The sequence below is a fragment of the Gluconacetobacter aggeris genome (assembly GCF_014174395.1).
GTDB lineage: Bacteria > Pseudomonadota > Alphaproteobacteria > Acetobacterales > Acetobacteraceae > Gluconacetobacter > Gluconacetobacter aggeris.
In genome coordinates, this window is record NZ_JABEQD010000008.1 from 113363 (window position 1) to 138000 (window position 24638).

Genomic DNA, 24638 nt, shown 5'->3' on the forward strand with positions numbered 1-24638 from the left:
AGAGCAGTTGAATTGGCTGGAGATATTTTCATTCATTTGAATGAATTATATAAATAATTTTCCTCTATTTTTTCTGAAAAGAGTATACTATGTTTCTTTGTCATTTAGTAAAAGAAATATCAAGAAGGGTTTCCTTCGATCTTGACGATGAGGATGATATGAATTCCTCGTATACGGAATGGTATTTAACTGAAAGATTTATATCAGACATTAGATATTATGGACACAAGTCAAGCGGTTTAGGACATATATTGCCGCTTATCAAAATTGATCGACCAAGTGAAAAGACGACCGGCGGCGACATGGAGTGGGTCTTTGTAGCCCCCTGTGAAATTCAAGGACCGCAATACATTAGGGTTATAATTCAGTGCAAACGAGTATTTCTTGCGGCTCCCGTTCGTGCGCCACGATGGGAATATAGTGAACTTTATCATTCAAAAGGGACGGGAAGCCAAGTAGTAACATTAACAAATTATGCTAGACGCAGCCCACAGACCGCCGCTTTATATATGTTGTTTAATGCTGGCAAACTGAGTGGCATTTACGGAAGCGACGTAAAAGGAATTAATCTCCTCAACGCTGAATATGTGCGTAGGTGGCGTGATATCGCAATACGCAAAAAGTCAGGAGGAATATGGCCGATAGAAGTCAGTCATTTAAAACCCTATTTTTTCAGCTTGGAGGATATATTCTGCCCCAAAATTCGTATCCCCACACTTCTTCCGAACCCGCGCAAATCATTGGAAGTTAGGACTAATTTAGCAATTCATCCTGCAAGGATCATAACGCTACTAAATTCAAGCGAAAACATCAGAGCCATTGAAGTCGAACAAAACCAAAATATTCCAGATTCCATATCAAAATCCTTAAAAGGATATCTAGAAAAAGAGCCGGGAGTATATCAAAGTATAAATAAACACATCAAAAGAACAAGAATTGTATTTTGTAGCAATATCCGAAATTTCAATGAATATGATGTATAATAATTTATATACTAAATTCTATGAGGCGAAATATATGATATCTGGAGACCTTAGGGCCTGTTAGGCCTTGATATAGTCTGCTGTAGCAGCGATGAGGATGACGGAGAGCAAAGATGCGGCGGTCTTCTCATATCGGGTCGCGACAGCCCACCACTCCTTGAGCCTTGCCTACAGGTTTTCGACCAAGTGCCGGTGTCTGTAAGCCCATCTGGGACAGGCGACTTCTGGATCATTCTTTCTTGGCGGAATGACAGGACGATATCCCCGATCCCGGAGATATTCACGGAATTTGTGCGAGGCATACCCACGGTCACAGACAACACAGGTCGGTGGGTGCGGAGTTCTGCATCGTGGCACTCGGAGATGCGCTGGCGCGCTACGGCGCCCCGGAGATTTTCAACACGGACCAAGGTTCACAATTCGCGACGCCTCGGTTCACCGAACTCCTGGAACGACGAGAGGCTCGCATCAGCATGGATGGGCGCGGTCGATGGCTGGACGTACGTCCTATGAGGCGTATCTTAATGTGTCGACGCCATCTGGTCCGGGGTTAACCCTGGACCAGATGGCCAACAGCAGCACTGTCAGAATGGCGGTATAACGACAACCGGGTATAGCTTATCAAGCCCACAAAACTGTCCGAACGGCCGGGGCCACCTCTACCTACCAGACCCTAGTGTAGCACAAAGTAGCATATCAGAGAGAGACGAGGTTCGACAGGAAATGGGCAACTCAGCGAAAATCTTCCAAAAAATCAAGAATGATCCTGCATTTAAAAGTATGTGTATTGAATTCTTTCAGATGGCCGAACGGGCAAGCAGCATCAATGCTCGGAACGAAGGAAGGCACATGCTCATGCGCAATAGCCAGATGTTTTATGTCGATGATGCATCTAACACGAAATTACACGATCTGCTTCGCGCATCTGTAAAAAAACTTGGTCCGAGCTTCGGAAGCACGAAAGAAGTTGACCGACTATTGTGGAGGATTGTCTGCCATGATTGGTCTTTAAATGCAGACCAGAAAGCTACCAAATTCATAGAATGTCTCGGCGATCGTGCGAAGAGCGAATACACATATATCTGCGCCAACCAACTGTTTCGCATACGTAGCAAGACTAGGCGTGTCGCGGTTGGTCCAGTAGAGATCATCGCCGCTTCGGATCCAGTTCAAGATATTTTTGACGGCCATGTGAATCCAGAATGGACCCTGACTCTTGGACCAGAATATGCATTCTCCTCAACAAATGGCGTCAAAATACAACTTCCCCAGACCTGCTGGAAAGTGCTCGTTCAGGCGTCGCAATCTTATGTCCAGGAAGATGCTCACTGGATGATTGACGTGGCGATAAGCCTTATCCGGCTTTCGCATGAGTACCTACTATTAGAAGCTATACATCGAGGCGGGCCTGCTCTGTATCCTATGGTTGGGAAGACTGAACCCATGCCAATGCGGATTCCTGAATCGGAGACAAATTATCTTCTTTTGACTCCAGATGGTATCTCTACAGGTGGGATGTGGTTACCTCCAAAGTATATAATTGACGATGCAGTCATTTCTGCAATGCAGGCACCCGACTTCACGACGAAGGCACAAGCAATTTTTGCCCCAGATCAAGGAAGTCTTGCCGAACGTGTCGGGCAAGGGCTGGGCTGGTTGACCCGGGGCCGACAATCCGAAGATAGAGCGGAACGATTTCTGTTCTTTTTCACGGCTATCGAAGCATTACTCTCCAGTGACGACAAGAGCGCACCAGTAGTCCAGAATGTTGCTCGTAACGCGGCAGTCATTCTAGGGAATGATGTCTCAGAGAGAGCGGAGAACGCATCAAGGATTAAGGCTTTATATGCTGACCGCTCTGCTTTGGTACATGCGGGAAAACGCAACGTTTCGGAACCTGCTGTCAATGATGCCCAGAAAATTTCCGAAGAACTCTATACGAGAGTTTTGAAGCATATTCCTCTGAACAATTCATTCTCTTCCTTCCAGATTGATCTGGGCCGGGCGACATATGGACTTCCGTGGCCGTTAGCATAACGGAGGTTATCAGCCATTATTGTCAAACCCCTGGTTGCCTTTGATCTTTGGATGAATCGGCACAGTAGTTAAAGTCTGCTTGCGGTATCTTTTATTAGACTCAAAATGTCTGCTATGAAGGGCGAAAGCCGACATGGCTGCACACAATGTAATCGCCTGACGAATGGGGTGAAGGGGACGACTGTCCCCTTCCGGGTGCAGCGCAGCGCCCTGCGTCACCCAAACCGCCGCAGATCCAGCGTCCGCGGCTGTTCCAGCGAGCGCCGCACGACCGGCGTCGGCATGGCACCCACCGTATGGCCGAACGGGAAGAAGCGGATGCGGCGGCGGGCTTCGGCTTCGTTCGCGTTGACTGGCCGGGTTTCGTAGTTGCGGCCGCCGGGGTGGGCGACGTGGTAGGTCAGGCCGCCGATGCTGCGGCCGGTCCAGGTGTCGTAGACGTCGAACACCAGCGGGGATTGTACGCCCACGGTGGGGTGCAGGGCGCTGGGCGGGTTCCAGGCCTTGAAGCGCACGCCGCCGACATATTCGCCCTGGCGTTCAGTGCGGGTCAGCGGCACGCCGACGCCGTTGCAGGCGAGGATATAGCGCTCGTCCACCCAGCCGGTGACGCGGGCCTGGACGCGCTCGGCGGAGCTGTCGACATAGCGCACGGTGCCGCCCGATCCCGGTTCCTCGGCCAGGGTGTGCCAGGGTTCCAGCGCGTTGCGCAGTTCCAGCGTCATGCCCAGCAGCGGCACGGTGCCGATCTCGGGGAAGCGGAAGGCCATGTGCGGGGCGAACCAGTCGGCGTCCAGCGGGGCACCCAGCGCGCGCAGTTCGGCGATGGCGTCGGTGAAATCCTGGCCGACATAATGGGGCAGCATGAAATCGTCATGCAGGCGCGTGCCCCAGCGCACCAGCCGCCGCTCGTAGGGCTTGTTCCAGAAGGCGGCGACGGCCGCGCGCATCAGCAGCATCTGGGCCGCTGCCATCTGGTGATGGGGCGGCATTTCGAAGGCGCGATATTCCACCAGGCCCAGTCGGCCGGTTGAGGATTCCGGCGCGTAGAGCTTGTCGATGCAGAATTCGGTGCGGTGCGTGTTGCCGGTGATGTCGGCCAGCAGGTTGCGGAACAGCCGGTCGGTCAGCCAGGGCGGGGTCGGCTGATCGGGGCGCACCTGGGAGAAGGCGATTTCCAGTTCCGCCACGCTGTCGTCGCGGGCTTCGTCCACGCGGGGATGCTGCGAGGACGGGCCGATGAACAGGCCGCTGAACAGATAGGACAGCGACGGATGGTTGTGCCAGAACCCGACCAGCGATTTCAGCAGGTCCGGCCGGCGCAGGAACGGGCTGTCGGCGGTGCGGGCGGCGCCCATCACCACATGGTTGCCGCCGCCGGTGCCGACATGCCGGCCGTCGACCATGAATTTCTCGGCGATCAGTCCGGTCGCGCGGGCCTCGTCATAAAGCTGCTCGCTGCGGCCGACATGCTCGTCCCAGCTTGCGGCGGGATGGATGTTGACCTCGATCACGCCGGGGTCGGGCGTGATCGAGAAATTCAGCAGGCGCGGGTCGCGCGGCGGCTGATAGCCTTCCAGCACCACCTTGCGGCCGAAGGCGCGGGCCGTGTCCTCGACCGCCGCGCACAGGTCCAGCCAGTCTTCGGCCGCGTAGAGCGGGGGGAGGAAGACATGCAGGAGGCCGCCACGTGCCTCGACCGCCAGGGCGGTACGCACGAGTTCGGGTTCTTCGCGCCCGACTTCCACCAGATGGGAAGCGATGGCGCGATCCAGCGGGATGCGCCCGGTGCCGCCGCCCGGATAGGGCGGCAGGGCCGGCAGGTCCGACAGGGCGGGCTGTTCGCCAGGCTCGGCCGCGCCGGGGCGGGTGGGCACGGCCTGTTCCGACCAGCCGGGGGCGGTGCCGCCGGCCGAGGGGCCGGTGCGGCGCGCCAGGGCGGGATGGGGCGGCAGCGGCGGCACGGGCGCGAACGGATCGCGCTCCATGTCATGGTCGATCGTGTCTTCGCTGGCCCAGAGCAGGCTTTGCAGCGGCAGGCGGAAGCCGACCGGTGCGTCACCGGGGACGAGGAACATCAGGTCGCCCCGGAAGAACCAGCGCCCGGACTGCCAGCGGCGCACGCCGTCGCGCACCACGACGCGCAGCGGCAGCACGCTGCCGACCGGCACGTTCAGCCCGTGGCCGTAGACGCGGGCCAGGCGCTCGCGCTCCAGCGGGTCGCGCAGCTTGGCGTCCTCGACGATCACGTTGGCGGGGAGACGATGCTCGCGCCACAGATAATAATGAATGTCCTCATAGGCCGGGTTGACCAGGCCGGGATCGACCTGCAACCGCTCGGCCAGCGCGCGGCAGAAGGCGGCGGCATCCTGTTCGGTCGCCGTGTCGCTGTCATCGTCCGACGCCAGGAGCGACGGATCGGTCCAGACGGGCTCGCCATCCCGGCGCCAATGGCACAGCAGGGCCCAGCGCGGCAATTGCTCGCCGGGGTAATGCTTGCCCAGCACATGCTGGATCGCCGCCCCTTTCGACCAGAGCGGCAGCAGGCGCCGCAGCAGCCGCCCGGCATAGGCGCGCTTGGTCGGGCCCAGCGCGTCGATGTTCCATTCCGCGGCGTCCATGTCGTCGGCGGCGATGAAGGTGGGCTCGCCGCCCATGGTCAGGCCGACATCGCCTTCTTCCAGCGTCGCATCGACCGCGCGCCCGGCCGCGAGGATCGCCTGCCATTGCGCATCGTTGTACGGACGGGTGGTGCGGGGTGTTTCCAGCACCCGCGTCACCGCCATGGCAAAATCGAATTCGGTCTCGCACTTGCCGATCAGGCCGGAGATCGGCGCGGCGGAGGCGGGCTCGGGCGTCGCGGCCAGGGGGATATGCCCCTCGCCCGTCAGCAGGCCGGAGGTCGCGTCCAGCCCGACCCATCCGGCGCCGGGCAGATAGACTTCGGCCCAGGCATGCAGGTCGGTGAAATCCTCGGTCGGGCCTTCGGGGCCGGTCAGGGGTTTCTGGTCCGCCACGAGCTGGATCAGGTAGCCCGAGACGAAGCGCGCGGCGAAGCCCAGGTTGCGCAGCAACTGGACCAGCAGCCATGCGCTGTCGCGGCACGAGCCCTGACCCTTCTCCAGCGTTTCCTCGGGCGTCCAGACGCCGGGCTCCAGCCGCACCACATAGGCGATGCGCTGCTGGACCCGCTGGTTCAGCGCCACCAGCATGTCCACCGTGCGCTGCCGGCCCGGGTCGACACCGGCCAGCAGCTCGGCCAGCAGCGGCCCCGGCTCCGCGCACACGCGGTAGGGCGCCAGTTCGCCGGCCAGCACGGGGTCGTAGGCGAAGGGCCAGTGTTCGGCCTCGGGCTCAAGGAAAAAGTCGAACGGGTTGATCGTGGCCATGTCGGCCACCAGATCAACGGCGACCTCGAAATGGGTCACGCGTTCGGGGAACACCACCCGGGCCTGATAATTGCCCGACGGGTCCTGCATCCAGTTGATGAAATGGGGTTTGGGCTCGATCCGCAGGGCGTAGGACACGATCGGCGTACGGGCGTGGGGCGCCGGGCGAAGCCGGATGGTCTGTGGACCGAGCGAGACCGGACGGTCGTATTGATAGCGGGTACGATGCGTCAGTGCGACATGCAGGGTCATGCGTCGACCTTGAACCAGAGTGATATTCCGCACCGGGAACGGTAGCCCAGCATGGTCCGCCGCGAACAGGGGGGAAAGCGGAAATTCACGCCGCCCCACTCCCGAATAATAGCAATAAGGCGATCACGCCGATTGGGCCTTGGCGGCGGCGCAAATTCTTGCTTGGCTGTAACGGAACACGGACCAGCAGGTGGGGTGGACATGAATCCTTCGCGCCTGATCTCCTGCCATGCACGGGAGAAAACGGGACAATGAGCGACTCAGGGAGCAACTTTGGAAGCGCCTTCGGGAGCGATCCGGGACAGCACGACGCGCAGCAGGGGCCGGGCCTGTTCGTGTCCTACGATACGCCGGATTTCTATTGCGAACTGATGAACCGGCGGGACCCGGCGCCCGACAGCCTGACGCTGATTCGCGAGAGGCTGGCGCATTTCGGGCTGACGGAACTGCGCCAGAGGGCCCGCGTCGCCGAAGCGGACCTGTATAATCTGGGCATTACCTTTACGGTCTATACCGATCGCGACGCGATCGACCGTATCCTGCCCGTCGATCTGATCCCGCGCGTGCTGACCGCCGCCGAATGGGACCATGTCGAGCGCGGGGTGCAGCAGCGGGTCGCCGCGATCAATCATTTCCTGTGGGATATCTATCACGAGCGCCGCATCCTGAAGGACGGCATCGTTCCCGCCGGGCTGGTACTGGGCAATTCCAATTACCGGCCCGAGATGGAGGGGCTGGACGTTCCCGGAGGGGTCTACGTCCACATCAACGGCACCGACCTGGTCCGGGACGGTGCGGGGAATTTCCTGGTCCTGGAAGACAATGCGCGCACGCCCTCGGGCGTGTCCTATGTCATCGAGAACCGGCACATGATGCTGCGCAGCATGCCGGACCTGGCCGCGGGGCTGGACCTGATGCCGGTGGACGAATACGGGCCGCGCCTGCGCCGCGCGCTGACCGAAACGGCGCCCGGCGGCATCCGCGACGCGCAGGTCGTGCTGCTGTCGCCCGGCATCTACAACTCCGCCTATTTCGAGCATGTCTTCCTGGCGCGCGAAATGGGCGTGCCGCTGGTCGAGGGCCGCGACCTGATGGTCGAGAACGGGCGCGTGTTCATGCGCACCGTGGCGGGGCCGCGCCCGGTCCATTCGATCTATCGCCGCCTGAATGACGATTTTCTCGATCCGCAGGTCTTCAACCCCGACAGCATGCTGGGCGTGCCCGGGCTGGTGGACGCCTATCGCCGGGGCAACGTGACGATCGCGAACGCGATCGGCACCGGCGTTGCGGACGACAAGGCCGTCTATGCCTACATGCCGCGCATCATCCGCTATTATCTGGGCGAGGAGCCGATCCTCTCGAACGTCGAGACCCATATCTGCGCCGAACCGGAGGGGCTGGCCTATACGCTGGCGAACCTGGACAAGCTGGTGGTCAAGCCGGTCGGCGAGTCCGGCGGCTATGGGCTGATCATCGGCCCGCACGCGACCCAGGCCGAGCTGGAGACATTCCGCGCCAGCCTGCTGGCCGATCCGGCCAACTATATCAGCCAGCCGGTCATCGACCTGTCGGTCTGCCCCACCCTGTGCGAGGCCGGGGTCGAAGCACGGCATGTCGATCTGCGGCCCTTCGCGGTCACCGGCGAGTCGACCTGGGTGCTGCCCGGCGGGCTGTCGCGCGTGGCGCTGCGCAAGGGGTCGCTGGTGGTCAATTCCTCGCAGGGCGGCGGGTCGAAGGATACATGGGTGCTGGCATCATGAACCCTCTCATGATCGATATTCCGCCGGGCGGCATCGCTATGCCCAACCTGCTGTCGCGCTATGCCGAATGTACCATCTGGCTGGCGCGCTACATGGAGCGGATCGAGAACCTGGCCCGCCTGATCGACGTGACCGAGACGTTCGTGCGGGCGCGCAGCACCAGTACGGGCTGGCTGTCGATCGTGCAGATCAATGCCGACGACGAGCGGTTCTTCGAGCGGCACGCGGTCGCGTCGGAGGAAAATGTCGTCGGCTTCTATGTCATCGACCGCGAGAATCCGAACTCCATCGTCTCGATCGCGCATGCGGCGCGCGAGAACGCGCGTTCGCTGCGGCCGCTGATCTCGACCGAGATGTGGATGCATCTCAACATGTTCACCAACGCCGTCAGCGCGCTGGGGCCGACCGATATCCGCCCGTCCAACCTGTCGGCCCTGTGCGCGCGGCTGAAGCAGGATTGCCAGACCCATCACGGGATCACCGAGGGCACGTTCTATCGTGATCAGGCCTGGCTGTTCTACCTGATCGGGCGCAACCTGGAGCGGGCGGACCAGATCACGCGGCTGATCGACATCAAATATCACACGCTGCTGCCCAGCGTCGCCGGGGTGGGGTCGGAGGTCGATATCGGCCAGTGGGCCGCCGTGCTGCGCTCGGCCGCCGCCTATCACGCCTACCGCCGCACGGTGCCGGGCGACATGACGCCGGCCCATGTCGCCGGCTTCCTGCTGAAGAATGACGGCTTCCCCCGTTCACTCTCGACCAGCCTGCGCCAGCTGCACTGGGCGGTGGGCCATCTGCGCACCGATTACGGGCTGAAGAACGGCTACGCCGCCGCCGAGCGGATCGAGGAACTGCGCGCCACCCTGGCGGAGCAGACCGTGGAGGACATCATCCTGCGCGGCCTGCACGAATTCCTCGATTGGGTGCAGCGGGAGCTGCACCGGGTGCAGGAAGAAATCGCCCGGGCCTTCTGGCCGCCGGCCATGCCGGCCGCCGCCGATCCGGCCCCTGATCCGGGCCCGAGCCAGGAACAGTCCCAGTCATGATTGCGCCGTTTCATCCCGGCCGCCTGCCCCACGCGACACAATTCTATATCGACGGGGCCTGGGTGGAACCCCTGGCCCCTCGCCTGCTCGATGTCATCGATCCGGCCACCGAAGCCCCCTGCACCGCCATCGCGCTGGGCAGCGCGGGCGATGTCGACCGGGCGGTGGCGGCGGCGCGACGTGCCTTCGCCACATGGTCGGTCTCGACCCGCGCCGAGCGGCTGGATGTGTTCGCGCGGGTCCTGACGGTCTATCGCCGGCGCATGGACGACATGGCCGCCGCGATCTCGCTGGAAATGGGCGCCCCGCTGCCCATGGCGCGCGACGCGCAGGCCTGGGCCGGCATGGCGCACCTGGAGGAAACGGCGCGCGCATTGCGCGACTTTACCTTCGACCAATTGGTCGACGGCATGATGATCACCCGCGAGCCGGTGGGCGTGGTCGGGCTGATCACGCCGTGGAACTGGCCGATGAACCAGATCGCCTGCAAGGTGGGGCCGGCGCTGGCCGCAGGCTGCACCATGGTGCTGAAACCCAGCGAGATCGCGCCATTGAGCGGCCTGCTGTTCGCCGAGATCCTGGACGAGGCCGGGGTGCCGCCCGGCGTGTTCAACCTGGTGAATGGCAACGGCCCCGGCGTGGGCGAGGCGATCGCCCGCCATCCGGATATCGAGATGGTCTCCTTCACCGGCTCCACCCGCGCCGGCACCATCGTCGCCCGGCTGGCGGCCGATACGGTCAAGCGCGTGCATCAGGAGCTGGGCGGCAAATCCCCCAACATCATCCTGCCCGATGCCGATTTCGCCGACGCCGTGCGGCGTGGCGTAGCCGGCTGCTTCGGCAATTCGGGCCAGTCCTGCGACGCGCCGACCCGCATGCTGGTACCGGCTGCAAGGATGGACGAGGCCATGGCGCTGGCCGCGCAGGCGGCGGCAGGTTTCGTCGTCGGGCCGCCGGATGGGGCGGACACGCGGCTGGGCCCGGTGGTCAGCCAGGTGCAGTTCGACAAGATCCAGCGCCTGATCCAGACCGGCATCGACGAGGGCGCGGTCCTGGTGGCCGGCGGAACGGGCCGGCCGGAAGGATTGCCGGTCGGCTATTATGTGCGCCCCACCATATTCGGCCGCGTCACGCCGGACATGACCATCGCGCGCGAGGAAATCTTCGGCCCCGTGCTGTCGATCATCGCCTATGACGATGTCGAGCACGCGATCGCCATCGCCAACGACACGCAATACGGCCTGGCGGCCTATGTGCAGGGCGGCGATCTGGTCCAGGCCCGGGCGGTGGCCCGGCGCCTGCGGGCGGGCAATGTGAACATCAATGGTGCGCCCTGGACCGTGGCGGCCCCCTTCGGCGGCTACAAGCAGTCGGGCAACGGGCGCGAGTGCGGCGCATACGGATTGACCGACTTCCTGGAAATCAAGGCCATCCTGGGATACGGGCCCGACGCGTGAAAGGCCGGCCTGTAGGTAGCACGCTGCCGGCCAGCCTGTATGCCGACACAGCCCGGCCAGCGGTGCCAACACCGCCGCTGGCGGGGGAGACCCGTGCCCAGACCGTGCTGATCGGCGGCGGCTTTACGGCGCTGTCGGCGGCGCTGCATCTGGCCGAAGCCGGCCATGCCGTGGCGGTGCTGGAGACCCATGAGCCCGGCTGGGGCGCCTCGGGGCGCAATGGCGGGCAGGTCAATCCGGGCCTGAAGACCCTGCCATCGGAGGTCGAACGCCATTTCGGCCCGGAGCGCGGGGCGCGGCTGGCCGAGGCGGCCTGGACGGCGCCCGACCTGGTGTTCGATCTGATCGCACGCCACGGCATCGACTGCGCTGCCTTACGCGGTGGTACCGTGCGGGCGGCCACGGCCGACTCCCAGATTCGCGCCCTGCGGCAACTGGCCGAGGAATGCACCGCGCGTGGCGGGGATGTCGCCTGGCTGAACGAGGCGGAGACCGCCGCCCGCACCGGCACGGCCCATTATCGCGCGGCCCTGCTGGACCGGCGGGGTGGGCAGGTGAATCCGCTGGGTCTGGCGCGCGGCATGGCCGAGGCCGCCATGGCCCATGGCGCCGCGATTCATGGTGGCAGCCGCGCCCTGTCGGTGCGCCGCGATGGCGGACGCTGGCGGGTAGGCACGCGGCATGGCGCGGTGCTGGCCGACCGCGTGGTCTTTGCCACCAACGGCTATGCAGACCGGCTGTGGAACCGGTTGCGCCGGACCGTGGTGCCGGTCACCAGCGCCATCATCGCCAGCGCCCCCCTGCCGCCCGAAGCCCGCGCCCGCATCCTGGCGTCGCGCGAGGTGCTGTATGAACTGGGCGAGATCACGACCTATTACCGGATCGACGATGCGGGGCGGCTGCTGATCGGCGGCCGGTCGACGCTGGGCGAGCGCGACGGGCCGGATGCCTTTCCGTTCCTGCGCCGGCAGGCGCTTGCCCTGTGGCCCTTCCTGCGCGATGTGCGCTGGACCCATGGCTGGAACGGCCATGTGGCGGTCACGATGGATCATTACCCGCACTGGCACGAACCGCTGCCGGGCATCATCGCCTGTCTGGGCTATAACGGCCGGGGCGTCGCGATGGCGACGGTGCTGGGACGCGAAGTGGCCCGCCGCGCGCTGGGCGCCGGCACCGAAGACCTCCTGCTGCCGCCGGGACCGATCCGGTCGATCCCGTTCCATGATGCCTGGCCGCTGGGGGTCACGGCGAAGGTGTTGCAGGGGCGGGTTGTCGATGCGTTGGCGCGAAGGGTCTTCTTTTTCTGAAGAAAAAGAAGCAAAAAGACTTTCGATCCGTTCAGGGCCATCGCCTGCTCCAGCAAAAAACGCCTGAACGAATCAAAAAGTTTTTTGGTTCTTTTTTTCAAAAAAGAACGAAGAATCCCGCCTCGCGCACCGCTGAAGAGCAGAGAGAACCGGGCCGCGACATGACCCCTCCCAGGCAGATCCCGACCGCCGACCCGCTTGTGCGCTTCGCGCCCGCGACCCGCGCATGGTTCGGCACGGCGTTCGCCGCTCCAACGGCGGTGCAGACGGCAGCATGGACGGTCATCGGCGGTGGAGAGAATGCGCTGGTGATTGCGCCGACCGGCTCGGGCAAGACCCTGGCCGCGTTCCTGCATGCGATCGACCGGCTGTTCCGCGAGCGCGAAGCGGAGACGACATCCGCGTCGGCAAAACCCCCGACCAAACCTGAAGCCAGGGCGGCGACGCGCATTCTCTATATCTCGCCGGTCAAGGCACTCGGTGCCGATGTGCAGCGCAACCTGCGCATCCCGCTTCATGGTGTCGAAAAGGAGAGGCAACGGCGTGGGGACCCGCCCGTCGCGATCAGTGTGGGCATGCGCACGGGCGATACGCCCTCGGCCGAACGGGCGGGGCTGCTGCGGCGCCCTCCCGACATTCTTATCACCACGCCTGAGTCCCTCTATCTGATGCTGACCTCCAAGGCGCGCGAGACGTTGCGTGGCGTGCAGGCGGTGATCGTCGACGAGGTGCATGCGGTGGCCGGCACCAAGCGGGGCGCGCATCTGGCGTTGAGCCTGGAGCGCCTGGATGCATTGCTGCCGCAGCCCGCCCAGCGGATCGGGCTGTCGGCGACCGTGCGCCCGGCCGAGCGGGTGGCGCAGTTCCTCGGGGGTGCGCGGCCGGTGACGATCGTGAATCCGCCCGCCAGCCGCAGGCTCGACCTGAAGATCGTGGTGCCGGTCGAGGATATGAGCAAGCTGGGGGCAGCGGTCGGCCCGCCCGGCGACGGGGAACGCAGCACGCGCGCGGGCTCGATCTGGCCGCATGTCGAGGCCAGCATCCTCGACAGGGTGCTGGGCCGGCAGGCAACGATCGTCTTCACCAATTCGCGCGGGCTGGCCGAGAAGCTGACTGCCAGACTCAACGAACTCTACGCCGAACGATGGGCGCAAGACGCGCCGGACACCGGGCCGCCCGTCCATTACGCATCGGTCTCCGGCAGCACCGAAAAACGATCGACGGGCGCGCCGCCGCTGATCGCGCGATCGCACCATGGCTCGGTCTCGAAAGAGCAGCGCCGCGAGATCGAGAGCGCCCTCAAATCCGGCGATCTGCGCTGCGTCGTCGCGACATCGAGCCTGGAACTCGGCATCGATATGGGGCTGGTCGACCTGGTGATCCAGGTCGCGGCCCCGCCTTCGGTGGCCAGCGGCCTGCAACGGGTGGGCCGCGCCGGCCATCAGGTCGGGGGGGCCTCGTCCGGGCTGGTCTATCCGCGCACGCGGCGCGACCTGGTCGATGCCACCGTGACCGTCGAATCCATGCTCGCCGGCCGGATCGAAGCGATCGACCCGCCGCGCAATCCGCTCGACGTCCTGGCGCAGCAGACGGTGGCGGCGGTCGCCGTCGCACCCGTGAATGTCGAAGACTGGTACGCGACCGTGCGGCGCGCGGCGCCTTTCGCGTCCCTGTCGCGCGCCGCGTTCGATGCGATGCTCGACATGCTCGCCGGGCGCTATCCGTCGGACGATTTCGCCGCCTTCCGCCCACGTCTGGTCTGGAACCGCGAGACCGGGGTGCTGACGCCGCGTCCCGGCGCCTTGCAGCTTGCCGTCACCAGTGGGGGCACCATTCCCGACCGGGGGCTGTTCACCGTCATCCTTCCCGAAGGCGAGGAACGGGCCGGATCGCGCCGCGTCGGGGAACTCGATGAGGAGATGGTCTACGAATCCCGGGTGAACGACATCATCACCCTCGGCACGACGTCCTGGCGCATCGAACAGATCACCAATGACCAGGTGATCGTGACGCCGGCGCCGGGCCGTTCCGCCCGGCTGCCATTCTGGCACGGCGACGGCACGCGGCGACCCGCCGAACTGGGGGAAGCGATCGGCGCCTTCATGGCCACGCTCGACGCCGCAACGCGCGAAGAAAGCAGAGACGGCGAGACCCTCTCCCGACCGGAAACGCGGCTGCGGGCGGCGGGGCTGGACAGCAACGCCATCACCAACATGCTCGCGCTCATCGGCGAGCAGCGCGCGGCGACCGGCGTACTGCCGACCGACCGCACGCTGGTGATCGAACGCTGCCGCGACGAGGGCGGCGACTGGCGGGTCATCCTGCACTCCCCCTATGGGCGCCGCGTGCATGACCCGTGGGCGCTGGCGATCGCGGCGCGCATCCGGCGCCGGTATGGGATCGACCCTTCGGTGGTGGCCAGCGATGACGGTATCGTCGCCCGCCTGCCCGACACGGATGGACGCGTGCCGGGCGCGGAATTGTTCCTCTTCGATCCGGACAAGCTCCGGGGCATCGTGACGGAGGCCGTGGGCGGCTCGGCGCTGTTCGCCGCCCGCTTTCGGGAATGCGCCTCGCGCGCGCTGCTCCTGCCGCGCCGCGCGCCCGGCCATCGCTCCCCCCTGTGGCAGCAGCGGCTGCGTGCCGGGCAGTTGCTGGACATCGTGCGCGAACACCCGGATTTTCCGATCCTGATCGAGACCGCCCGCGAATGCCTGCGCGACGTCTACGACCTCGCGGCACTCGACATTCTGGCGCGCCGTCTGGCGGACGGCGCTGTCGGGATGGTGGAGGTGACAACTGACATTCCCTCGCCTTTCGCGGCAGACCTGCTGTTCGGTTACGTCGCCGAATTCATGTATGCGACCGACGCGCCGATCGCCGAACGACGCGCCTCCGTCCTGTCGCTGGATAGCGGGCTGCTTGCCGATCTTCTCGGCGAGGTCGATCTCGGAACGCTTCTTGATCCCGTGGTCACCGAGCAGGTCGAAAGCGAGTTGCAGCGGCTGGCACCGACATGGCGGGCGAAGGGGAAAGAGGGCGCGGCCGACCTCCTGCGCGAACTCGGCCCATTATCGGTGGACGCGGTCGCGCAGCGCCTCGCGGAGGGCGATGCGGAAGCGTATCTCACCGCACTCGCGGCCGAGCGCCGCGTCATCCGGGTGACGATCGCAGGCAGATCGTGCTGGGCCGCCATCGAGGACGCCGCCCGGCTGCGCGACGCGCTCGGCGTGACGCTGCCGGCCGATCTGCCCGGGATCTTCCTGCAACCGACAGCCGACCCGCTCCGCGAACTGGTCGCGCGATATGCGCGCACCCATGGGCCTTTCACGACAAACGCGATCGCGGCCCGTTTCGGCCTCGGTGTTGCGGTCGCCGACGCGGCACTGGAACGGCTGCGCGATCAGGGCAAGTTGTTCAAAGGAAATTTCGGTGTCGAGCGCCGGCTGGAAGCGATGGAGGACTCCGCCGGTCCGATCCTGTCCAATCCACCGACGCCCAATCCTCTGGCGCGCCACGAATGGGTGGCCGACGACATATTCCGGCGCCTGCGGCTGCGTTCATTGCAGGCGGCGCGCGAGGCCACCCGCCCGGCAGGCCGTGACGCCTATGCGTGCCTTCTGCTGGAGCGCCACGGTCTGGCCGCGCGTCATCCCATGCATGCGGAAGGAGAGATCCGCACCGGCACCCACGGTATCGCACGAATCATCGAACAGCTCGCCGGCGTGCCGCTGCCGGCCTCGTTATGGGAGAACCAGATCCTGCGTGCCCGCGTGCCTGACTACGCGCCGGCCATGCTGGACGAATTGATCGCCATCGGCAGCGTCCTGTGGTGCGGCCATGGCAAGCTCGGCGGGGAAGACAGTCTGATTTCCCTGCATCCGCGGGAATTCGCCGCCGAAACCCTGCCGCCTCCGCCGGCTGCTGACGACAGGGCGGCCCTCTCGCCACTTCAACGCACGATCCTCGATATTCTCGCCGATGGCGGTGCCTATTTCGCGCGCCAGCTTGCAACATTGGCACCCGCCCGACTGGCAGAGGACCCGGCCGGGACCTGGGACGGCGGCCCCCTGCTGTCCATGCCCGACCTCGACGCGGCCCTGTGGGACCTCGCCCTGGCGGGATATGTCACCAGCGACAGTTGGGCGCCGCTGCGTGCGCGCTCGGGCGCACGCACGCACCGTCCCCGCCCGGTTCACCTGTCGCGGCGGCACAGGGGATTTCATACGTTCGCGCGGCCCAGGACGGGCGGCGCCTCGATATCCGGCATGCCTGGCGAGCCGACCCTGGCGGGGCGTTGGTCGCTGCTGCCCCGCGAAACGGCCAGCGACACGGCCCGCGCGCTGGCACTGGCCGAGGGGATGCTGGACCGGTACGGCATCGTCACGCGCGGCGCCGCCGTCGCGGAAGACGTGCCGGGCGGTTTTCCCGGGCTACAGACGATTTTCCGCAGCATGGAGGATGCCGGGCAGGTCCTGCGTGGGCGCTTCGTCGAAGGGCTGGGGGCTTCGCAGTTCGCGGAACGCGCGACCGTCGACCGGTTGCGCGATCTCGCGGACAGGAGGTCTGTCGACCTTACGCCGGTCGGGCTCTCGGCTGGCGATCCGGCCAGTCCCTTCGGCACGATTCTGCCATGGCCGCCGCACCGGTCCGCGATCCGCCCGACGCGCCGCGCCGGCGCGTTCGTCGTGATCGCCGGCGGGCGCCTCGTGCTCTATCTTACGCAGGGTGGCCGTCATCTGCTGACTTATCTCGATACGGACGATCCTGCTTTCGCCGACCTGCTCGGCACCAGCCTGGCAGCGCTCGCCGCCGCGCTCAGGCGCGAGAAGCATCTCCTGTTCACGCTGGAACTGGTCGACGACCGCCCTGTGCTCACGACGCGCCTGAGCGCGGCCCTGCGCGCCTGCGGTTTCTCGATGGTCCCCAAAGGCCTGGGCTGGCATCAATGATGCGGCAACAGACCGGTGAGGCATCTGGCGCGACTATACGAGCGCCATGTGGCTGAATCGCCCGACGCCGTATCGGCATGGACCTTGCGAAAGCACCCATCGCAGGAGCAGCCGCAGCATTCCCTGACGACTCCGCCCCTTACCTTACGCCGGCCGGCCGGTTTCCTGAGGCTGGCAGGCTGGCGAGCGCGGCCAGTCCCATGGCAATGCCGCCCAGCACGAAAAAGGACGGCGCGATTTTCAGTCCGGTTGCCTGGATCAGCCAGGTGACGATGAACTGCGCGAAGCCGCCGACCAGCAACACGACCAGGTTGTTGATGATCGCCAGCGCCGTGGCGCGCGCCTGGGGCGAGACGAGATCAACCAGAAACGTGCAGTAAGTGCCGAGGAACATGCCACTGGCGACCGACAGGGCGACCTGCAGCACGAGCAACCGCGCGATCGACGGCGCCGCGACCAGCCATATGTAAAGCGGCACGATCATGATGGCATAGGCAAGAAGTGACGCCAGCATGATGGCCCGCCTGTCGCAGCGATCGGACAGATAGCCGCTGAACGGCACGACCAGCATCATCGCGCCCGCGGCAACCAGTTGCACCTGATAGGAATGGACCATCGGCAAATGCAGGACGGTAGCGGCATAAGTCACGACATAGGCGTAGATGACATAGAACGACACCGTGCTGGCCACGACCAGCCCCATGCCCACCAGAATCTGCGGGCGCTGCCCCAGCAGGTGCGCCAGCGTCTCGCCGGTCGAGATGGCGTGGCCGCCGGGCGCGGGCCGATGGCGGGCATGGCGCAGCGTAAAGACCAGCGGCAGGATCATCAGGCCGAACAGGAATGGTATCCGCCACGCATAGGCATAAAGCTGGGCATGGGTGAACAGGCTGGTGACCAGGTATCCCAGTCCCGCCCCCATGATCTGGGCCATGACCTGCCCCGTGATCTGCCACGACCCGAAGAAGCCGCGTTGTCCCGGCGGCGCCAGTTCGATCAGCGCGGTGGTCGAGGTCGCGAATTCGCCACCGACCGAAAAGCCTTGCAGCAGGCGCGCGGCGATGACCATCGCCAGCGACAGCGCCCCGCCGACGCGATAGGGCGGCGCGCATGCCATCAGCGCCATGGCGCCCGCCATGATGCTCATGCCCAGCACCATCGCACGCTGGTGCCCGTACCGGTCGCCATACAGGCCCAGCACGATGCCGCCCAGCGGACGGGTAATGAATCCGGTCCCGAACAGCGCGGTGGTCAACAGCACCGCGTCGGCTTGGCCCAGCCCTTCCGCCGGAAAAAAGAGCGAACTGATCACGGGGGTCATGAATCCGAACACGCCGAAATCGTACCATTCGAACGCATTGCCCAGAATGGCGGCCAGCACCGCCCGGCTTCTGCTTCTCGTATCCATGTCTTGCGGGGCCGGGGTCATGGCGCGGAACCTTATGCCGGCTGCGGCAATGGCGTGTCCCGCCATTCGTCGCCCAGCAGCTCGGGCGTCGCGAAATCCTGCAGATTGCGATAATGGATGGCCCGGTCGGCCACGAACAGGCTTTGCGCCAGATGCCGCGCCAGCCGGTCGGCCCCGTCGCTGATCGCCGGGATGTCGCCGCTGACCTTGCCGTGCGACAGCGTCGCCGGAAAACAGAAACAATGGATCTGGCGCAGGTAAGGGGCGCATCCTTCCTCGCGTTCCTGAAACGCGAATCCCGGCCCCAGGTCGGGCGCGCCGGCCAGTTCGGCATTGATGCGGCCCGAAGGCATGTCGGCGGCATCGGGACGGAAGCGGTCGCCCCATCGTCGCACCTTGTCCGCGAAAGCGGCGAATTCCGGCCGGCGCGTCATGTCGGTGACAAAGCCGGTGGCGGCAATCAGGAAATCCGTATCCAGAACGCCGCGTGATGTCGCGATCCGCAACGCACCATCCTGTTCGGCCACCGATTGCAGCGCGCAACCCAGGTGGAAATACGCATTGTCATGCCGCGACACCCGCAGCGTGCTGGGCCGCGGCGGGGGTGTTTGCGCCCCCAGCGTGTAATCCAGAAACCGCCATTTCCATCCGTCCGGCAGCCCGACAAAACCCTGCACCACGCCGGGACTGCCGATGCCGGTGAATTTGTTCACGCGCGGCAGGTCCTTGCGCCGGATCAGCAGATCGACGCGCGCCGCCCCGGCCTCCAGCGCCGTCGCCGCATTGTCCATCGCCGAGGCCCCGCCGCCCACGACCGCGACCCGCCGTCCCCGCAGCGCCGCGAAGTCGATCCGATCGGACGAATGGGCATACAGTCCGCGCGGCAGGGCGGCGATCGCCGGCGGCACATAGGCGCCGCCCAGCCCGTCACGCCCCGTCGCCAGCACCAGATGGCGACACAGCACCCGTTCCTCGTGCCCCGCGTGCCGCATGGTCAGCGCCAGCAGGCCGTCGTCGCGCGCCGCGACGGCGGTCAGTTCGCTATCGTTCCTGACCGGCAGGTCCAGCACCCGCCGCAGCCAGACCAGGTACTCCATCCATGTCGCGCGCGGAATCCTGACCAGCGCGGCCCAGGCTTCGTCGCCGAAACGTGCCTCGTACCACGCGCGGAAGGTCAGCGACGGCACGCCCAGGCAAGGGCCGGGCAAGCTCTTGGGCGAACGCAGGGTCCGCATCCGGGCATAACCCAGCCACGGCCCCTCGGCCCCGACGCCTTCGCGATCATAGACGACGTGGTTGCGCACGCCGTAGCGCATCAGCGTGCCCGAAACCGCCAGACCGGCCATACCGCCGCCGATCACGACGACATCGCGCACCTGCTGCCCGTCCGACACCCGGCCGGGGACCCAGTTTTCGGCAGGCAGGTCCAACCAGGCCAGGTCCTGGCGAACGCGCGCGTCCAGGCGGGACAATCCGCCGGCAATCTCCGGCGGATCGCACAGGACGACATGCCGGTCCGCCTCGGGGTCCACGATCGGGTGCGTCATGAATATTCTCTATGTCTGCAATGGTTGTTCACCGTACAGCGCGTCTTCCAGCAGGTCCGCGCCCAGCGTCTGATGCAGGCGGAAACCGGGAAGAAGCCGTTCGGCTGCCGCCAGGACGGCGTCGGAAAACACGCTCAGGGCCGGCGGCAGGGCACGCGACGCCCCCACGATGGCCCCGAAGAAAAACGGAATGCGTACATCCAGCGGACGCAGCACCAGGTCGCGGAACGGCATTCCGTACGCAGTAGCCGGATCGACGATCGCAACCCCCAGCCCCTCGCGCGCCAGCGACAACGCGGTCGCACCGGTATTGGTATCCACGATCGCGCGAGGCGCGATCCTCTCTTTTTCGAAAACGTGGTCCACGCGGTAGCGAAGCTTGAAGGGGTTGGACATGGTAATCAGCGTGCAGTCGGCAAACGCGCGCAGCGGGATCAGCGGCTTGGCGGCCAGGGGATGGTCGTGGCGCAATGCCGCCACGCACGGAGCCTCGCCCACCCATTTCACGCCAAGCCCCGGATAGCTGACCGGAAAGCTGGCCAGCCCGAAATCCGACGCCCCGGTCGCCACCGACTGCGCCACCCTGTCCACGACCGCAGCCTGAACATGCAGCGACCTGGGCATCAATTCCCGCGGGATGGCAGCCAGCGCCGGGGGAACCAGGCTGACGGCCAGCGCGGAAATGGCGCTGATTTCGAAAGATGGCGGCTGCCCGCTGCCGATCGCCTCGGCCCGTTCGCGGACATGATGAAAGACATTGACCAGCCTTTCCGCTTCAGGATGGAAACGCAGGGCATGTTCCGTCGGTGAAATGCGCGGCCCGTTGCGCACGAACAGCGCGAAGCCAAGGGTGTTTTCCAGCTCCTGGATCAGGCGCGACACGTTGGGCTGCGAACGATGCAGCAACCGCGCGGCCCCCGTGACCCCTCCCGCCGTCATGACGGCGCAGAATGCCTCGAGCTGCTTGAAATCCAAGGTTTCCACCGTCATGGCCGCCAACCTATGCCGAGCGACCGGCATGCGGCAAGGATAAAATGCGTTTTCGGCATTATAAATATGTTGCCATTACGTTTATGCATGATACATTCCCCAGAACAAATTTACGGAGCCCGATAGAGCCATGACCATTCGGGATTTTGCCTCCACCCTGGCGGGGCGCGCGTTTTCCGGCCCCGTGGCCGACGCGCTCGCGCAACGTGGCGATATCTTACGCCTGTCCGAACGCGCGAACGAAGCCGTGATCGCGCCACGCGATCCCGGACGGCTGGATGGCGTCATTCGCCTGGCACTGGCCACGCGCATGGCCCGCCTTGTCCGCGCCGACGCGGCGGCGGCATCGTACCGCGATCGCCTGATGGCGGTCAGGCCGTCCGCGCGGATGCTGGCGATCGCCGACGGCGCGCCGCCGGACGACGCGTTCTTGTCCCTGATCGTCGCCTATGCCGACCTGGTGACCCAAACCCCACGCCTTGCCACGCGCAAACATGTCGTCACGCTGCAGAAGGCCGGGATGACCGATACCGAAATCGTTCAACTGGCCGAACTGATCGCCTGCGTGAACTACCAGACCCGCCTGGGCCTCGGCCTGGCAGCCTTGCAGGAGACCCAATGAGCACGCCGGTCCATCAATTCACGCTGGCTCCGCTGGACTGGCTGCCCTACGTGCGACCGGTCCGCCTGGCCGACGCCACGGACGCGCAGCGCGAAGCCATGCGGATAACCCCGTCCAATACCAGGGTTTCGGATTATGTGCTGACACTGGCACATGACCCGGAAACGCTGGCCGTGCGGTCGCCGCTTTTCAATGCCATCATGTACGGTCAGCAGCGCCCCACGGGGTCGGACGCCACCCCTGGCGGCCTATCGCGCGCCGGACGCGAAATGGGGGCGATCGGCACATCCGTCTTCAACCGGTGCATCTATTGCGCCAGCATTCACGCGGCGCGCTTCCTGCAACTGACCAAACGCCGCGACCTGGTCGAACAGATCCTGGCCGACGGCCCCGACGCGACGCTGGATGCGGACTGGCAGCCGATCTTCGCCTTTGCCGTGCGCGTGGCCGAAAGCCCGGCGGACCTGTGCAAGGACGATATGGACCGCCTGCACGCGATCGGCCTGGATGACCTGGCGATCGTCGATCTTGTTTTATCGGCCGCCGTCTTCGGCTGGGCCAATCGCCTGATGCACACGCTGGGCGAGGCGATCACCCCGGACGATCCGACTCCCGCCGGGTAGCTTATTTAACTATTTTTTGTCGTTATTTATATTTATAACCAACCTTACGTATTTTATATGGACGCACTTCATCCTGTCGTATAATGCTATTCCCGAATGGTAAGACCATAAGAATATGGGAATGAGATTATGAGCCAGGATGCAGAACTGTCATCGACCGGTCCGCCCGCCCCCGTCCCCACACAAGCGGGGCACACGCGATGGCAGTGCCGTACGGAATGACACGTCATATCGACGCGGCTATATCATTACGATTAACAAATGATATTATCATATCTTCCATTATACATGTAATTATAAATAATTTTGTGCACACCAGTCATATAGTAAAACAACTCACGATGGATGCGGGCATGAAAACGTTATTCGCAGCATTTTCCGTTGCTACATTGACCCTGTGGCCGTTCCCGACCCCGGCCCGCGCCGGGCCCGATACCGCCGCATGGGAACCGCAGGGCGCCGTGGATTTTCCCGATGTCAAAAGCGGCCCATATTCAGATTATGTGACGACCGACCCCGAGCGGCATCGTGTCTTCACGACGATGCAGGCCAGTCATGAGGTCGTGGTTAGCGATTACGAAACGCGGACGGTCATCGCGACCATCCCCGGCTTCGGCAATCCGCACGGCGTCGTCTACCGTGCCGATACCGATCGGCTTTATGTCTCGGACGGCGCGGGGAAGGTCGATATCTTCGACGGGACGCATTTCACGCATCTGAAGAGCATCGCCCTGCGCGCGGGCGTCGATGGCATCGTCGTCGATCCAGGCGACAAAAGACGGATCTATGTCGCCAATGGCGGCGATGATGCGGGCGATCCGCACGCCCATCTGACCGTCATCGATACCGATCGCGACAGCGTGGCCGGCGACATCGTCTTCGACACGCCGGTCCTCGAGCAGGGTGTGATCGACCATGATGGAGGGGCGCTGTACCTGAACCTGCCCCTGAAGGCCTCGGTCGCGATCGTCGATCTGCACAGCTTGCGCGTCACCGGGCAGAGAAAGGTGCCTTCCTGCGCCAAGAATATGTCGATCGCGCTGGCCCGCCCGTGGGGGCGGCTGTTCGTGGCCTGCCGCACCGATTCCATGCACGGCACGATCGTCGCGCTGGACCTGGCGAACAAGGCGCCGCCCACGGTACTGCCCGCCCATGGCTGGATCGACAGCCTGTGGCTGGATAATGGGCGGCGGCGGCTGATCGCTTCGTCGGGCGACGGGTTCGTCGAAACATGGCGATATGCGCCCGACGGCACGTTCCGGAAATATGCCGATACCGACACGTCCATCATGGCGAAGACAAGCTATTTCGACCCCGTGGCCGACCGGTTGTTCGTCTCCGTCCCGCATCTTGGCTTCCCGACCGATTATGCGCGGGTTCTGGTCTTCAGCCCTGCCCGCTAGCGCCCGCACGCCCCGCTTGGGGCCATCAGACCGAGGAATCCGTAATGTATACCAGGATATTACGCATGAAGTGGGTGGCCGCTGCCCTGGCCTGCCTGGCGGCCCTGCCGGCCCGCGCCGATGCCCCTCAACAGGACGGGCCGACGACGCTTGCCATCTTCTACCGCGCGAATCCGGCTGACCGGCCCGCTTTTCGCCAGTATCTTCGCGGCAACGAATTGGACCGCCTGGCCGGCTGGAAAAAAGGCGGCATCCTGAAAGCCTACCAGATTCTGTATAATCCCTATGTCGATGAAAAGACATGGGACGCGGCGCTGCTGCTGGAATTTCCATCCTACAGCCAGGTCGGACAATGGCAAGATATCGAACAGACCAGCCCCGGCGGCCTGGACAGGCGCGGCCTGGCCCTGGCCCGGCCGATCGAGACGTATTCGCTGGATCTGCGCTGGGCCGAAGGCGACGGCGACCCCGACCGGGGTGTCTATTACATCATCAATTATACGGTCGGCAACGATGAGAACTGGAAGAAATGGGACCAGTCCTTCATGGGCTACGGCCTGCCCCAGATGCACGGCTGGATCCGCGACAAGGTCCTTGTCAGCTACAAGATGTTCACGAACCGTTATGATTCCGGCAGTCGCTGGGACCAGCTTCTGCTCCTGCATTATCACGATCTGCCGGCGCTGGGACGGCGCGACGCGGAGATGGCAAAGGTCCGGGCCGAACTGGCGAAAGACCCGAATTTCAAGCCGTTGATCGACCATACGCACGCCTTCCACACCGAAGGTAACGACATCCTGGCAGTTCCAGTCGTCAAATAGCGCGTACCTGCCACTTTCAGAAAACCGGAGTTCTTCCC

General features: G+C 64.3%; 16 protein-coding genes and 1 pseudogene. 12 read left to right on the plus strand and 5 right to left on the minus strand.

Going from position 1 to position 24638, the window contains the following annotated elements; all coding sequences use genetic code 11:
• Window positions 1–89 precede the first annotated feature (89 nt).
• The gene (locus tag HLH36_RS12490; RefSeq protein WP_182986687.1) at window positions 90–983 is read left to right on the plus strand and encodes a DUF6615 family protein; all 894 of its coding nucleotides are present in this window, start codon (window positions 90–92) and stop codon (window positions 981–983) included.
• 168 nt (window positions 984–1151) lie between these two features.
• Here the strand turns inward: HLH36_RS12490 and HLH36_RS20265 are convergent, their stop codons facing one another.
• Window positions 1152–1340 (minus strand): transposase, encoded by a 189-nt coding sequence (locus tag HLH36_RS20265; RefSeq protein ID WP_220792823.1) that lies wholly within the window; start codon window positions 1338–1340, stop codon window positions 1152–1154.
• On the opposite strand from HLH36_RS20265, the pseudogene HLH36_RS19810 reads away from it, so the two are divergent.
• Together HLH36_RS19810 and HLH36_RS12505 are read left to right on the plus strand one after the other, a co-directional pair.
• Window positions 1316–1483 (plus strand): annotated as a pseudogene (locus tag HLH36_RS19810) (IS3 family transposase); the annotation flags it as partial. The gene HLH36_RS20265 and the pseudogene HLH36_RS19810 sit on opposite strands and share 25 nt — an antisense overlap.
• Before the next feature lie 223 nt (window positions 1484–1706).
• Window positions 1707–3020, plus strand: a complete 1314-nt coding sequence (locus HLH36_RS12505) for a HEPN domain-containing protein (protein ID WP_182986688.1) — start codon at window positions 1707–1709, stop codon at window positions 3018–3020.
• A gap of 215 nt (window positions 3021–3235) precedes the next feature.
• Here HLH36_RS12505 and HLH36_RS12510 read toward each other — a convergent pair whose 3' ends face one another.
• Window positions 3236–6661: a transglutaminase family protein gene (locus HLH36_RS12510; RefSeq protein WP_182986689.1), complete on the minus strand. Its 3426-nt coding sequence runs from the start codon at window positions 6659–6661 to the stop codon at window positions 3236–3238.
• Window positions 6662–6912: 251 nt separating this feature from the next.
• Here HLH36_RS12510 and HLH36_RS12515 point away from each other — a divergent pair, with 251 nt between their 5' ends.
• The 5 genes from HLH36_RS12515 to HLH36_RS12535 all read left to right on the plus strand — a co-directional run bounded on the left by HLH36_RS12515 (window position 6913) and on the right by HLH36_RS12535 (window position 17186).
• Complete coding sequence (locus HLH36_RS12515; RefSeq protein ID WP_182986690.1) at window positions 6913–8421, plus strand: circularly permuted type 2 ATP-grasp protein; 1509 nt, start codon at window positions 6913–6915, stop codon at window positions 8419–8421.
• Between the two features lie 8 nt (window positions 8422–8429).
• Window positions 8430–9470: an alpha-E domain-containing protein gene (locus HLH36_RS12520; protein WP_408871887.1), complete on the plus strand. Its 1041-nt coding sequence runs from the start codon at window positions 8430–8432 to the stop codon at window positions 9468–9470.
• Window positions 9467–10927 (plus strand): aldehyde dehydrogenase family protein, encoded by a 1461-nt coding sequence (locus HLH36_RS12525; RefSeq protein WP_220792824.1) that lies wholly within the window; start codon window positions 9467–9469, stop codon window positions 10925–10927. Before HLH36_RS12520 ends, HLH36_RS12525 begins: the two co-directional genes overlap by 4 nt.
• A complete protein-coding gene (locus HLH36_RS12530; RefSeq protein ID WP_338030451.1) occupies window positions 10924–12234 on the plus strand; it encodes an NAD(P)/FAD-dependent oxidoreductase in 1311 nt (436 codons plus the stop codon). Before HLH36_RS12525 ends, HLH36_RS12530 begins: the two co-directional genes overlap by 4 nt.
• Window positions 12235–12395: 161 nt before the next feature.
• Window positions 12396–17186, plus strand: a complete 4791-nt coding sequence (locus HLH36_RS12535; protein ID WP_182986692.1) for an ATP-dependent helicase — start codon at window positions 12396–12398, stop codon at window positions 17184–17186.
• Between the two features lie 139 nt (window positions 17187–17325).
• Here HLH36_RS12535 and HLH36_RS12540 read toward each other — a convergent pair whose 3' ends face one another.
• The 3 genes from HLH36_RS12540 to HLH36_RS12550 are packed head-to-tail and all read right to left on the minus strand — an operon-like array spanning window position 17326 to window position 21131.
• Window positions 17326–18615: an MFS transporter gene (locus tag HLH36_RS12540; RefSeq protein ID WP_182986693.1), complete on the minus strand. Its 1290-nt coding sequence runs from the start codon at window positions 18613–18615 to the stop codon at window positions 17326–17328.
• Between the two features lie 11 nt (window positions 18616–18626).
• On the minus strand, window positions 18627–20141 hold the full coding sequence (locus HLH36_RS12545) for an NAD(P)-binding domain-containing protein (RefSeq protein ID WP_182986694.1): 1515 nt from the start codon (window positions 20139–20141) through the stop codon (window positions 18627–18629).
• A 9-nt stretch (window positions 20142–20150) separates the two neighbouring features.
• Window positions 20151–21131 (minus strand): LysR family transcriptional regulator, encoded by a 981-nt coding sequence (locus tag HLH36_RS12550; RefSeq protein ID WP_182986695.1) that lies wholly within the window; start codon window positions 21129–21131, stop codon window positions 20151–20153.
• Between the two features lie 130 nt (window positions 21132–21261).
• On the opposite strand from HLH36_RS12550, the gene HLH36_RS12555 reads away from it, so the two are divergent.
• From HLH36_RS12555 to HLH36_RS12570, 4 genes are all read left to right on the plus strand, one after another.
• Window positions 21262–21753 carry a hypothetical protein gene (locus tag HLH36_RS12555; RefSeq protein WP_182986696.1) on the plus strand — a complete coding sequence of 164 codons (492 nt, stop codon included), beginning with the start codon at window positions 21262–21264 and terminating at the stop codon, window positions 21751–21753.
• On the plus strand, window positions 21750–22376 hold the full coding sequence (locus HLH36_RS12560; RefSeq protein WP_182986697.1) for a peroxidase-related enzyme: 627 nt from the start codon (window positions 21750–21752) through the stop codon (window positions 22374–22376). Before HLH36_RS12555 ends, HLH36_RS12560 begins: the two co-directional genes overlap by 4 nt.
• A gap of 353 nt (window positions 22377–22729) precedes the next feature.
• The gene (locus tag HLH36_RS12565) at window positions 22730–23779 is read left to right on the plus strand and encodes a YncE family protein (RefSeq protein ID WP_182986698.1); all 1050 of its coding nucleotides are present in this window, start codon (window positions 22730–22732) and stop codon (window positions 23777–23779) included.
• A gap of 65 nt (window positions 23780–23844) precedes the next feature.
• On the plus strand, window positions 23845–24600 hold the full coding sequence (locus tag HLH36_RS12570; protein WP_182986699.1) for a hypothetical protein: 756 nt from the start codon (window positions 23845–23847) through the stop codon (window positions 24598–24600).
• Window positions 24601–24638: the final 38 nt, after the last annotated feature.